Genomic DNA, 13,819 nt, shown 5'->3' on the forward strand with positions numbered 1-13,819 from the left:
TTCGAAGCCTTTAGTCAGAGTTTCCCCTAATAAGTAGAGTATAACGTATTCTAATCTTCGATAAACAATAGATTAACATGTTATTTTTTAATTTTAAAATTTTCACAATTATCCTAAAATTCATATTGTAAAATGGTAAAAAAGCACATATAATCAAAAATGAGCACAAAACGTCAAATTCATTCAAGAATGAGCTAGAACAGTCAAACGTCGCATTTCAAATGAATTGGAGGAAAAACGGTTCTATGTACGGTATAGAAAGAAAGTCGGCCATACTAGAGTTACTAAACAAGAATGCTAGAGTAGATGTACAAGAATTAAGTCAACACTTCGACTTGTCAGAATCAACTATTCGTAGGGACTTAAAGGAACTAGAGGAGGCACAATTGTTAAAAAGAACACATGGTGGGGCTGTTTTGTTCAAAAGTGTGACCTTCGAACCGACTTACATTGAGAAAGAAGTGCAGTTTCAAAAAGAGAAAAGGGCTATTGCAAAGGAAGCGGCTAAGCTTATTGAGAACGGTGAAAGTATCTTGCTCGATTCCGGTACGACAACTTTTTATCTTGCTCAAGAACTAAAAAACTTTTCGAGCTTACAGGTGGTTACCAATTCAATATTATGTGCCAACGAATTAAAGGATGTATCTGGAATTGAAGTACTATTATGTGGTGGTTCTTTGCGTTCAGAAACACTAGCGTTGGTAGGTCCATTAGCTGAAAACAGCTTTAATCAAATTTGTGTAGACAAATCGTTTATTGCAACGAATGGCGTTGATGTAAAAAGTGGCTTAACCACCCCAAATTTAATTGAGGCATCAACGAAAAAGAAAATGATTGATTGTGCGGAAAAGGTTATTCTCATTACTGATCATACTAAAATAGGTCAAGTAAGTTTTGCGAAGTTTGCGAATATTCATGAGATAAATTATTTAATAACCGATAGTGCTGCACAAAAGACCGTACTTAACCGTATTGAGGAATCTGGAGTTTCTGTACGCGTAGTCTAACTTTTCCCTCATAAGTAAGGATCTACTATCAGATAAAAGAAAAAAATGAAGGCGCTTAAATGAAAGCGTTTAAATGTAAACACATCAATTTTAGGAGGTGATGCTTATATAGAGTTGTGAAAATAATAGAAGGAGACTTTAATCGTTTTAATTAACTTGTTCTTTGGGGGAGAAAAATGAAAGATCCACAAAAAAAGGTTACGATTCAGGGCAACCACGACCAAATGGAAAAACGCCCAAAATCATAACCCAGCCTGAGTATATCTAAAATTAATACTAATTTTAGTACTCAATTTTATACTACGGCATTAAGGATTTTATTACAAGGATTGTCTTTTGCTATAAGAATCGATTTACTTTATAAAACTATATTTAGGAGGAAATACAAACCATGAAAAACTTTAAAATTTTTAATATAGTAATATTAATTTTAACTTTATGCTTTTTAGGTGCATGCAGCAATAATGAAAGCGCTTCTAATAATGGTAAAACAGATGACAAGTCTAATACTGAAAAAAAGCTAAAGATTGGTTTAACAGTTCCAAATTTAAGTAATCCATTCTTTGTAGCGATGTCTAAAGGGGCTAAAGAAGTTGCTTCTAAGTATAATGCTGAAGTAACGACTGTAAGTGCGGATCAAGATCTTGCTAAACAAACTGCACAAATTGAAGACTTTATCACAAAAAAAGTTGATTTAATATTATTAAGCCCATTTGATTCTGCTGGTATTGCTGGTGCAGTTAGTGAGGCAAAAGCAGCAGGTATTCCGGTTGTTGCTCTTGATGGATTTGCAGAAGGCGGCATTGACTCAGTGGTTATGTCTGATAACGTTCAGGCAGGTAAATTAGCTGCGGAGTACCTTGTAAAACAACTTAATGGAAAAGGTAATATTGTTATTATTGATGGACCTCCTGTTTCAGCAGTAACTGACCGAATTAAAGGCTTTAACGAAGTAATTAAAAAATATCCGGATATCAAGGTTGTTGCTAAACAAAATGGTGAGGGTAATCGTGAAAAGGCTCTTACCGTAATGGAAGGTACACTAACAGCTAACAAAAAAATCGATGCAGTATTTACAATTAATGATGAAGAGGCTGTTGGAGTACAAATTGCTCAAGAACAAGCTAGTAGACAAAATGAATTCTTTGTCGTAAGTGTTGACGGTGCGCCTTCTGCGGTAGATGCGTTGAAAAAAGGCGGAAGCTTTGCTGGTACTTCAGCACAATTTCCGAATCAAATGGTTATTGATGGTGTTGCCTTAGCATTAAAAGTCATTGATGGAAAGAAAGTTGACTCAAAAGTTCTTATTCCAACTAAATTTATCACTAAAGATAATGTTGATACCTATAGTGGCTGGTAATTGATTTCCCTCTAGTTGAGGTAAAATATGGTGCTAATTAGGAGCACTATATTTATATCCTAGTAAAATAGGGCTTAAAAAGAGACTTAGGGAGTGGCACTAATGGCAGTATTTCAGGTTCAAGAACAAATAAATCGTCGTCTATCAGAGAGTCAGTTACCCATCCTTAGGATGAAGGCCGTTACGAAGAAATTTTCCGGTGTCAAGGTGTTGCAAAACGTTAATATCGAACTCTATAAAGGTGAAGTTCATGCCTTGATGGGGGAGAATGGTGCAGGAAAATCTACTTTAATGAAGATCATGGCTGGAGTGTATCAGCCTGATGGAGGAAAGATTGAATATAAAAGTCAAGAAGTATATTGGAATAATCCAATGGAGGCAAGAAATAAAGGAATCAGTGTTATTCACCAAGAAATAAGCCTTTCACCTAATTTGTCCATTGGTGAGAATATTATGATGGGGACAACATTTAAGAAAAATAGGCTGGGCCTAATAAATTGGAATGATATTTATGAAAATGCTGCCCAAGTTTTAAAATCCATAGGATCTTCCTTGGATCCTCGAGCGGATGTTTCCACCTTAAGTGTGGCCCAACAACAAATGGTAGAAATTGCTCGAGCTTTATCACTTAATTCTGAGATTTTAATTATGGATGAACCGACTGCATCTCTGACAGATAAAGAGATAGAAAAGCTTTTTGGCATCATTGAAGAATTAAGAAGAAAAGGAGTAGCTATTGTTTATATCTCTCATCGAATGGATGAGATTTTTAAAATTTCAAATCGCTTTACAGTTCTTAGAGACGGTCAGTGGGTTACAAGTGGACCAATTTCGGATACAAATCCCGAAAATCTAGTAAAACTTATGGTAGGAAGAGAGTTAAATGAGCTATTTGTAAGAGAAAGCATCGAAAGAATTGATAAGTCTGAACAAAAACCGGTCCTTGAGTTAAAAAATGTCTCTGACAAAAAGTTTGTTAAGGGGATATCGCTGAAAATCTACCCTGGTGAAATTGTGGGCTTGGCAGGCCTTGTCGGTGCAGGACGGACTGAACTGGTAAGAACAATCTTTGGACTATCCGAATTGTCAGAAGGTCAAATAATTTTGAATGGCCAGCAGGTTCATATAAAAAGTCCTATTGATGCAATAAAACTTGGTATTGCTCATGTTCCTGAAAGCAGGAAGGAACAGGGGCTATTACCAAATCTATCTGTAAAAGAAAATATATTGATGGCACAATTGCCAAGCTATCGTAAATTTAAACTATTGCAGTATAAGCAGATGAATCGTGATGCGGATCGATACATTAAAGAACTTGGAGTAAGAACGGCAAACAAGGAACAAAATGTTATGGGCCTTAGCGGAGGAAATCAACAAAAGGTTGTGATTGCTAAATGGTTATCTATTGGTCCTAAAATACTGCTGCTTGACGAACCGACCCGTGGTGTAGACATAGGCGCAAAGACTGAGATTCATAAAATCATAACTAAATTAGCAGAACAAGGGCTTGCTGTATTGATGATTTCTTCTGAATTACCAGAAGTATTAGGAGTTAGTGATCGGATTTTAGTGCTTCATGAGGGGAAACTCAGAGCTGAACTATCTCGTGATGAAGCTACACAAGAAAAGATTATGTACTATGCTACAGGAGAGGTTAAACAATGAATACAAACTTACAAATGTCAAGTCCATCCGTAGTTCCATTCAAGGAACGGTCAAAACAGATTTTTAATCAGCTGGGCATGGTAATCATTCTTGCCTTATTAATCATAGTTATGACCATTGTTGCACCGAATTTCACGGACTCAAGTAATATCTTAAACGTACTAAAACAGAGTTCAATCACTGCCATTCTGGCTGCTGGGATGACTGTAGTTATATTAACAGGAGGAATTGATTTATCGGTAGGCTCAACCCTCGCATTGAGCAGTGTTATATCTGTATTACTATCAAATGCCGGAACTCCTCCAGTTATCGCTATGTTAGTAGGAGTTGCTGTAGGATATGTTGCTGGGGCCATTAATGGATTTTTAACAGCTGTACCTAAGTTGCCTGCCTTTATCGTAACTCTTGGAAGTATGACCTACCTGAGGGGGTTGGCTTATGTTATAACCGGCGGTTATCCTGTGGTGCTTGCTTCAAAGCAGTTCAAGTTCATTGGAGCTGGTGAAATTCTAGGGATTCCTACTCCTATTTATGTGATGGCAATTGTTTATATCATCATGATAATCGTTTTGAAGTATACGATGTTCGGGCGACATGTTTATGCTATTGGCGGTAACGAAGAAGCTGCACATCTTACAGGGATTAAGGTGACTCGCACCCTGATTAATGTGTATTCCATCAGTGGCTTATTGGCCGGTGTGAGTGGAGTTGTGATGGCAGGTCGTTTGTTCTCAGGGCAGCCCATGGTAGGTATAGGATTTGAGCTAGATGCGATCGCAGCTGTCGTACTAGGTGGTACTAGTTTTGTTGGGGGACGTGGCCGTATACAAGGAACAATCATTGGGGTATTGATTGTGGCTGTATTAACGAATGGAATGACTTTGCTTAACGTGGATTTTTACTGGCAACAAGTTGTAAAAGGGATCGTTATTGTTATTGCCGTGCTTCTTGATAGATTACGAAGCAGAACTTAAATTAGTTCCATTTCAAATAAAAAGCCAGAAGAGTAGTCTTCTGGCTTAATGTATTTTAGAAATTAGGAAAGGTTCAAATGTATGATGTAACAGCTCTTGGAGAGTTATTAATTGATTTAACTCCTTATAACTCTTCTCAGCCTGGCAAAGTTGTCTTTGAAAGAAATCCTGGTGGTGCCCCGGCTAATGTATTAGCGGGCTTAACCAAATTAGGTAAGAAGACTTGTTTCATAGGTAAGGTAGGAGATGATCAATTTGGACATTATCTAAAGCAAGTTTTATTAGATACAAACATATGCTGCGAAGGATTATCCTTTACCCAAAAAGCAAATACTACACTGGCATTTGTTCATTTAGATGAATATGGTGACCGCTCATTCAGCTTTTATCGAAATCCCGGTGCGGATACCAAGTTGACAGAGGATGACATTAATGAAAATATCGTAGCTCAAACCAAAATTTTTCATTTTGGATCTCTTTCCCTTACTAATGAACCAGCTGCCACTACCACACTAAAGACAGTCCAATTAGCAAAAGAACAAGGGAAAGTTGTTTCCTATGATCCTAATTTAAGGGCTTTGCTTTGGAAGAATCTAGAGCATGCAAAGAAAATGATTAAAGAAGGATTGAAATATGCAAACATCGTAAAGCTTTCGGAGGAAGAGTTGGAATTCATTACTGGAAAGGCAGATTTAGAAAAAGGAACAAGACAACTAGTTGAACAGTATAACACAGAACTTATATTTGTTACATTAGGAGCAGAAGGCTGTTTTTATCGAAAAGGGGAGAACATAGGGAAATTTAAATCCTTCAAAGTGAATCCAGTTGATACAACAGGCGCGGGAGATGGCTTCTTTAGTGGCGTTTTATATAAATATTTAGAAAAAAATAAACGTATTGCTGATTTAAACACCGATGATATGGAAGAAATTACTCTATTTGGAAATGCGGTTGGAGCAATTGTCACAACAAGGAAAGGTGCAATATTAAGTATGCCTTGCATGGAAGAAGTTAAGAAACTAATGGATAATCAAAATTAGTCACTCTTTTTACATGCCGCCTTTTATCCACATTTTTGATTGGTTTTGTCGGTGGAAAAACTATTCTGAATTACAGGAAAGAGAGAAAGTCGAAACATTAACAGAATCTTCATATATAAAAGTATATTTTTATTAAAAATTTTGGATGGTTAATAAGAAAGGGGGTACCCAAGTGATTTTTTATTCATTGGGTACCCCTTAGTCTTTATCCCGCATAAACAGGCAGTAAGACTTCCCTTCAAGGATTAGTGGTTGCAGGAAGCCTTGAAGGGGGGATCAACTGCCCGTAAAAGCCCGATTGGTTCAACTAACAATCAGTGGGGGATGAAAAAAACCCCCACTAATTGAAGTTTCACTTTATCTAAAACACTTTCGTAGTCCAATCCTCACAATTCCAAATATCGGTCGCAATTTCACGATAGAAATCTGGTTCGTGGGATACCATTAAGATACTTCCGCGATATGCCTTTAAAGCACGTTTCAATTCTTCTTTTGCGTCAACATCTAAGTGATTGGTAGGTTCGTCTAGAATTAATAAATTCGTCTCAGTGTTAATAATTTTACACAAGCGAACTTTGGCCTTTTCGCCGCCAGAAAGAACTTCGACTTTACTTTCAATATGTTTCGTCGTTAATCCGCATTTTGCAAGAGCCGCACGGACTTCAGCCTGATTCATACTTGGGAATTCGCTCCAAATTTCCTCAATACAAGTGTTGTAGTTGGACTGTTTCACTTCCTGCTCGAAGTAACCGATGTGTTGATAATCACCACGTTCTACTTTACCTGAAAGTGGATTAATCAACCCTAGGATACTTTTTAAAAGTGTCGACTTACCAATACCGTTTGCACCCACAAATGCAATTTTTTGTCCGCGTTCCATTTTCAAATTCAGAGGGCGGGAAAGTGGTTCATTGTAACCTATAACAAGATCTTCAGCCGTGAAAATATAACGACTAGCTGCACGAGCTTCTTTGAAGTTAAACTCTGGTTTCGGCTTCTCTTTCCCTAATTCAATTACTTCCATTTTGTCGAGCTTCTTCTGACGGGACATCGCCATATTACGAGTCGCAACACTTGCCTTGTTACGAGCAACGAAATCCTTCAAATCAGCAATTTCTTGTTGTTGACGCTTGTAAGCGGACTCTAGCTGCTGCTTCTTCATTTCATGAATTTTTAAGAAGTTATCATAGTCACCAACATAGCGATTCAACTCTTGGTTTTCCATGTGATAGATCAAGTTAACAACATTGTTCAAGAATGGAATATCATGAGAAATCAAGATAAATGCATTCTCATATTCCTGTAAATAGCGCTTCAACCATTCGATATGCTGTTCATCCAAATAGTTCGTAGGCTCGTCTAGTAAAAGGATTTCTGGCTTTTCTAGCAACAGCTTGGCTAGCAAAACTTTCGTACGCTGCCCGCCGCTGAGATCATCTACATCTCGATCGAGTCCAACATCGTCTAATCCAAGACCACGAGCAACTTCCTCAACTTTTGAATTAATTCGATAGAAATCATTACTATCTAAAGTTTCTTGTAACTCTCCAACTTCAGCAAGTAATGCATCAATATCTGCACCATCATCACCCATTTTTGCATAGAGGTCATTAATCTCTGATTCAGCATCAAAAAGATATTGAAAAGCAGTACTCAAAGCCTCACGCATCGTAGTACCTTTTTGAAGTACAGCATGCTGATCTAAATAACCGACACGGACTTTTCGTGACCACTCAACTTTTCCTTCGTCGGGCTGCAGTTTCCCAGTAACAATATTCATGAAAGTAGACTTACCCTCACCATTTGCCCCAACTAATCCGACGTGCTCTCCTTTTAAAAGGCGAAACGACACATTATTAAAAATCGCACGATCACCGAAACCGTGGCTTAAATTTTGTACATTTAATACGCTCATTTTTTTAACCCCTTATCTAATGTCACATGTGGATATCTTACTAAATTTTAGCTGCTTTTTCTATAAAGAAGTTATTTTTTTGAAAAATGTAATTCGATTCTTCTGGCTAAATTGAAGTTTTTTCACTTCTTAATTAAATGAAACTATTGAATTATATTAACTCGGTCGATTAATTGGATAAAAGTCTATTATACAACCGAACCTGAAGGCAGGATATGAGTTATTCATATATGGGAATAACTGTACAAAAAATGAAAGAAATGGTTCAGTCTAAAATATCTTTACTATTAATTTATTACTTATAATAGTTTCAAAGGGAAACAACCTAGTGTAACTAAATCATAACTATGAATAGGGGTATATAAGAATGGTTTATCGGATATCAGAGAAGTTACGGATACAATAAAGAGAAATGTTAATCTTATTGTCGTCGGTCTAGGGAATACGATTGATTTATTGCTTGTAGCGCTTGTTTCTAATGGACATGTCTTATTGGAAGATGTACCCGGTACATGTAAAACATTACTGCAAAATCTTTAGCAAAATCCGTTTCAGGGACAAACTATAACAAAAATGGCATGCGTCAATTCGCATGCCATTTCATGTGTCAATTTGCCTCTGTGAACCATTTAATTGAACCCTATAGGATAAGCAGGTCGTGTTTTTTGTTTCACTTAGTTTTTAAGAGTATTTTCCCAATCAGCAGCAAATTTTTCGATTCCTTGATTAGTTAGTGGATGTTTAGAAATTTGCTCTATGACTGAAAATGGAATCGTTGCAATATGGGCACCTGCCATTGCTACACGAGTTACATGATCCGGGTGACGAACAGATGCTGCAATAATTTGTGTGTCGAAATGATGAATGCGGAACAATTCAGCTATTTTTGATACCAATAGGACACCGTCTTCAGAAATATCATCTAAGCGGCCTAAGAATGGAGATACATAAGTTGCACCGGCACGAGCTGCTAATAGTGCTTGGTTTACTGTAAAGATAAGGGTGACATTTGTTTTCACGCCTTTATCAGCAAGATAACGGCAAGCCTCTAAACCTTCTAAAGTCATCGGAAGCTTGATGGTAATTTTCTCATCTCCGCCGTTAATTTTAATAAGCTCCTCAGCTTGAGCAATCATTTCGTCTGCTGTAAGGGCATCTGGAGTTACTTCAGCGGAAACAGATTCTACCTGTGGAACAGCCTGACAGATTTCTGCAATTCGGTCTTCGAATTTTACACCTTCTTTTGCAACTAGGGAAGGATTGGTAGTCACACCAGATAAAACGCCGATTTTATAAGCCTTTTTAATATCTACAAGATTAGCAGTATCAATAAATAATTTCATCGTATATTTCCTCCATTTTAAGATTATAGTAGACTTTTAGCCGTACGAACCACATTTTCCGTCGTAAATCCAAATAGCTCCATAACAGCAGCGCCCGTTCCTGAAGCACCGAATGTTTCGATGGATAATACTTTGCCTTCTAATCCTACATAGCGTTCCCATCCAAGAGAGATACCCATTTCGAGTGCCACACGCTTTTTAATAGAAGCAGGGAGGACAAGCTCTTTATACTCCTTCGGTTGACGATCGAAAAGTTCCCAACTCGGCATAGCGACAACACGAACGGATACATTTTCCTTTTCGAGTTCAGCTTTCGCGTTAATGGCTAATGACACTTCCGAACCGGTAGCGATCAAGATAACCTCTGGCTGGTCATTTGTTTGCGTTAATACGTAAGCTCCCTTTGAAAGGTTGTCTAAATTGGCTTGTGTTTCTTGGAACACAGGCAGGTTTTGACGGCTCAGCACCATCGCAACAGGACCGTCTGTTTGTGTTAGTGCATATGCCCAAGCACTTGCCGTTTCATTTGCATCTGATGGACGAATCACGGTTAGCCCTGGGATGGCACGAAGAGAAGCTAGCTGCTCAACTGGCTCATGAGTTGGTCCATCCTCACCAACCGCAATCGAATCATGCGTAAATACATAAGTGACTGGAAGCTTTTGCAAGGCTGCCAGACGAATGGATGGTCTGAGATAATCATTGAAAACAAAGAATGTGCTTACAAATGGCTTTACCCCGCCATGAAGAGCTAAACCATTGCCAGCCGCTCCCATTGCGTGTTCCCGGACACCAAAATAGATATTCCGGCCGCTAAATGATTCTACCGCGAATGCTGCGTTTTCCTTTATATCTGTCATTGTGGAGTGAGAAAGATCCGCACTTCCTCCAAAAATAGAAGGAACTGATTTGATAAAATGGTTAATAGCTTCTCCGCTGGCTACACGAGTGGAGATTGTTTTACCTGTGTCAAATGTCAGAATGTCTTCCGCATTAATTAAAACTTCTCCCGTAATGGCTTGTTGCAGTTCTTTTGCTAATTCAGGATATGTCTCTTGATAAGACTGGAATAATGCATTCCATTGTTGTTCTTGACTAATTCCTCTTTGTTTTAGCTCTTCAAAATGAGCCTTAACTTCTTCCGGTACAAAGAAATCCTCTTCATAATTCCAGCCGTATACCTCTTTTGTTGCACGAGCTTCTTCTGCTCCAAGTGGATTTCCATGTGCCTTGTTTGTTCCGGCCACTTTTGGACTTCCATAACCAATTGTTGTTCTAATTTCGATTAAGGTTGGTTGGTTTGTATTTTGTTTTGCTAATGTAATAGCCTTTGAGATTTCTGCTACATCATTGCCATCTTCTACTCGTAAATATTGCCAATGAGCTGATTCTGTTCTTTTTTGAATGTCTTCTGAAAAGGAAAGGTTTAATTCACCGTCCAAAGAAATATCATTGGAGTCATATAAGGCAATTAATTTTCCTAGTTTCATATGGCCAGCCATCGACATGGCCTCATAAGAGACGCCTTCCATTAAATCTCCATCGCCCACTAAAGCATATGTATAATGGTCAATTACAGGGTATCCATCCTGATTGAATTTTGCCGCTAAATGCGCTTCAGCCATCGCCATTCCTACAGCATTGGCAATTCCTTGCCCTAATGGCCCAGTTGTCGCTTCAACACCATCTGTGTGACCAAATTCAGGATGACCAGGTGTTTTGCTGTTTAGCTGTCTAAAACCTTTTAAATCGTCTAAAGATACATTGTACCCGGCTAAGTGAAGCAAACTATATAACAAGCTAGAGCCATGTCCTGCAGAAAGAATAAAACGATCGCGATTAAACCATTTTGCATTTGCAGAATTATGATTTAGGTGATTCGCCCAGAGCGCATAGGCCATTGGAGCAGCCCCCATTGGCAAGCCTGGATGACCAGAATTAGCACTATTGATCGCGTCAATGGATAAGGTACGAATCGTGTTTACAGCTAGTGTTTCAATACTATTATTCATTTTTTTTCCTCCGTTAATTTCGTGTGAATTTTAGAGTAGTACTTAATGTAAGTATTAAGTAACGATTTTCTTGTTTCTGCATCTTCTTGCTAGTTTTTTCGTATTTGAGAATATTTTATCTCTGAAAACAAGAAAAAACAAGAAAAATTTTGCCGGTTTTTTTAAAAAAATTGGTGGATTCAAGAAAAAAATATATAATATAAGAAAAAACATGCAAAAACACGGAGGCTGGTCACTGTTATGCTTAGAAAAGAACGACAAAGCGAAATTTTACAAATACTTGAAAAAGAAGGGAAAGTCGTTGCGAAAGAATTAAGCATAAAATGGGATGTTTCCGAGGACACCATTAGGCGAGATTTAAGAGAAATGGATTCATTAGGTCTTCTCAAAAGAGTACACGGAGGGGCATTTCCTGTATCTGCGAGCGCTTTAACCTATTCTGAAAGAACGGAAGAAAATATAGATGCAAAAAAAGAGTTAGCCTTAAAAGCGGTGAAAATGATTAAAGATGGACAAGTTCTTTTAATAGATGGAAGTACTACCAATCTTTTTCTGGCTCAAGAAATTCCAATCGAGTTTAAAGGGACCATTATCACGAATAGTCCCTCTATTAGTTTGGCATTATCAAAACATCCCAATACAGATATCATCCTTTTGGGTGGAACCTTCTTTAAGGAATCTTTTGTAACTGTCGGATTAGATGTCATTGAAGTGCTTAAAAATATTAGAGTTGATCTCTGTTTTTTAGGAGTGTATTCCTTGCATCCTGACTTTGGTATCAGCATTCCTCATATAGAAGAGTCTCATGTGAAACGTCAGATGATTAAAAGTTCAAATAAAATCGCCACCCTGGTAACAAGAAGTAAGCTTAATACCATTTCCAATTACTTGGTGGGTCCTGTTTCAGAACTTGATTACTTAATTACGGAAGACGGTCCACTAAGTCATAATTTAAACAAGTATATGGAATTCGATATTGAAATCATTTGACTATAGTTTAAGCACCAATGCCGATGAGGGCACAATAGGAATGCATTTAAGTCACTAAAAAAAGAAGCTCCGCTATAAACTTAATATATTATTAAATCGAGAAAAGGGTATGCAATTATCTTAGGCATACCCTTTCTTAATAAGTCCTATCAGGTGATTAATAATTACGGAATCTGGACAATTAATGAATGAATCTTCGATTAGTATGGGGAAAGTTGAGTGATTTAGCTATTTATTAAATTTGTAACTTGTTTTCTATATTGATTAGGAGAAACTCCATAAGCTCTTTTAAAAATTCTTATAAATTGAGAAACATTTTCATAACCGATGGAATGACTTATTTCTTCAATCTTTAATCCAGACAAAGTTAAAAGTTCAATCGCTTTATTGAGCTTTAATGTTTGAATGATATCTTTAAAAGTTTGCCCAGTATTCTTTTTTATAAGTTTACTCAGATATGGAACGGTGAAGTGAAATTCCTTTGAAAGATCTTGAAGGGTGACAGTTCGATAATTTCTTTGGATAAAAGTAATGATCGATGTGAAATATTTGTTGCTTTTATGCAATTCCTGGGGTAATTCTATTTTAATACTCTCATCTCTTAATAGATTAGCAAAGAATATCATTATAAGATTATCTAAAACGATATGACAGTATTTTTTGTTTTCTAAGCCTTCATGAAAAATTTTACATAAAATATCTTTAATTTCAAAAGAATTATTAGTACGAAATATAATGTACCTATTAAAAGTATTTGAATGTAAAATTTTATTAAAGAACGAAGATAATAAATTTTCCTCCTTAAGAACAGCCAAAAATGTGTTGTTAAACGTACTTTTCCTTATTAAAAAGTTAATGAGAATGGTGTCGTCATAAATACCAACAGAATGTTCAACCCCAGGTGATAAGATACAGATATCTCCTTCGTTTAAAATTATTTCATCATGGCCAATTTTTTGCGCAAACCTACCTGAATATACGTAACTCATTTCAAAAAAAGTATGAGTATGAACAAATTCAGGTGTATACCGATAATGTTTTAAAGGCAAAACATTAAAATTTTCCTTTTCATTAAAAAACGAGTTTTCGGTCATCATGTAGGGATCTTCGATGTCACGGTAAAAATGAGGAATAATAATTTTCTTTTCTTCAATGAAGTCAGGATTTATGTTTTTCAGAAACGTTTTATACGTATCGGGATTTTGTGCTGCTATGTAATGATTTTTATAAAATATCTCATCCTCCGTATATTCTCTCAAAAATTGATCTAATTCATTTATCTTCATTTTTTCACCTTCAAATATTTAATATAACTTTATGGAATTAACGCCTGTTTCCTTGCAAATCAGCTTGAATTCGGGTAGTTTGCCATGCACTTTTTTGGAAAAGTTTTTTCAAAAACGGTTATGTAAATTATACGGAAATATAGACAAAAAGAATAGATTAAAAAAGATCAATTATTTTAATTAAATATCTGTATATGGTTACCTATTGATTTGAATTAGTAAAGTAA

At 36.7% G+C, this 13,819-nt stretch carries 10 protein-coding genes; 6 read left to right on the forward strand and 4 right to left on the reverse strand.

Going from position 1 to position 13,819, the window contains the following annotated elements; all coding sequences use genetic code 11:
* Positions 1 to 245: 245 nt before the first annotated feature.
* The 5 genes from V7077_RS27435 (at position 246) to V7077_RS27455 (ending at position 6,046) form a co-directional block, all read left to right on the forward strand.
* Entirely contained in the window at positions 246 to 1,007 is a 762-nt protein-coding gene (locus V7077_RS27435) for a DeoR/GlpR family DNA-binding transcription regulator (RefSeq protein WP_335507883.1), read from the forward strand.
* Positions 1,008 to 1,398: 391 nt separating this feature from the next.
* The gene (locus tag V7077_RS27440; protein ID WP_335507885.1) at positions 1,399 to 2,367 is read left to right on the forward strand and encodes an ABC transporter substrate-binding protein; all 969 of its coding nucleotides are present in this window, start codon (positions 1,399 to 1,401) and stop codon (positions 2,365 to 2,367) included.
* Between the two features lie 102 nt (positions 2,368 to 2,469).
* A complete protein-coding gene (locus V7077_RS27445; RefSeq protein ID WP_335507887.1) occupies positions 2,470 to 4,032 on the forward strand; it encodes a sugar ABC transporter ATP-binding protein in 1,563 nt (520 codons plus the stop codon).
* 14 nt (positions 4,033 to 4,046) lie between these two features.
* Positions 4,047 to 5,006, forward strand: coding sequence for an ABC transporter permease (locus tag V7077_RS27450; protein ID WP_335507889.1), 960 nt, complete (start codon positions 4,047 to 4,049; stop codon positions 5,004 to 5,006).
* A 77-nt stretch (positions 5,007 to 5,083) separates the two neighbouring features.
* Positions 5,084 to 6,046: a carbohydrate kinase family protein gene (locus V7077_RS27455; protein WP_335507891.1), complete on the forward strand. Its 963-nt coding sequence runs from the start codon at positions 5,084 to 5,086 to the stop codon at positions 6,044 to 6,046.
* 361 nt (positions 6,047 to 6,407) lie between these two features.
* Here V7077_RS27455 and V7077_RS27460 read toward each other — a convergent pair whose 3' ends face one another.
* From V7077_RS27460 to tkt, 3 genes are all read right to left on the reverse strand, one after another.
* Positions 6,408 to 7,961 (reverse strand): ABC-F family ATP-binding cassette domain-containing protein, encoded by a 1,554-nt coding sequence (locus V7077_RS27460; RefSeq protein ID WP_335507893.1) that lies wholly within the window; start codon positions 7,959 to 7,961, stop codon positions 6,408 to 6,410.
* 674 nt (positions 7,962 to 8,635) lie between these two features.
* Positions 8,636 to 9,304 (reverse strand): fructose-6-phosphate aldolase, encoded by a 669-nt coding sequence (gene fsa, locus V7077_RS27465; RefSeq protein ID WP_335507895.1) that lies wholly within the window; start codon positions 9,302 to 9,304, stop codon positions 8,636 to 8,638.
* Between the two features lie 23 nt (positions 9,305 to 9,327).
* Positions 9,328 to 11,316, reverse strand: coding sequence for a transketolase (gene tkt, locus V7077_RS27470; RefSeq protein ID WP_335507897.1), 1,989 nt, complete (start codon positions 11,314 to 11,316; stop codon positions 9,328 to 9,330).
* Between the two features lie 240 nt (positions 11,317 to 11,556).
* On the opposite strand from tkt, the gene V7077_RS27475 reads away from it, so the two are divergent.
* Positions 11,557 to 12,306 carry a DeoR/GlpR family DNA-binding transcription regulator gene (locus V7077_RS27475; RefSeq protein WP_335507899.1) on the forward strand — a complete coding sequence of 250 codons (750 nt, stop codon included), beginning with the start codon at positions 11,557 to 11,559 and terminating at the stop codon, positions 12,304 to 12,306.
* A 224-nt stretch (positions 12,307 to 12,530) separates the two neighbouring features.
* On the opposite strand, the gene V7077_RS27480 is transcribed toward V7077_RS27475, so the two are convergent.
* Complete coding sequence (locus V7077_RS27480; protein ID WP_335507901.1) at positions 12,531 to 13,592, reverse strand: AraC family transcriptional regulator; 1,062 nt, start codon at positions 13,590 to 13,592, stop codon at positions 12,531 to 12,533.
* Positions 13,593 to 13,819 lie beyond the last annotated feature (227 nt).

The organism is Neobacillus vireti, assembly GCF_036962465.1.
Classification (GTDB): domain Bacteria; phylum Bacillota; class Bacilli; order Bacillales; family Cytobacillaceae; genus Neobacillus; species Neobacillus vireti_B.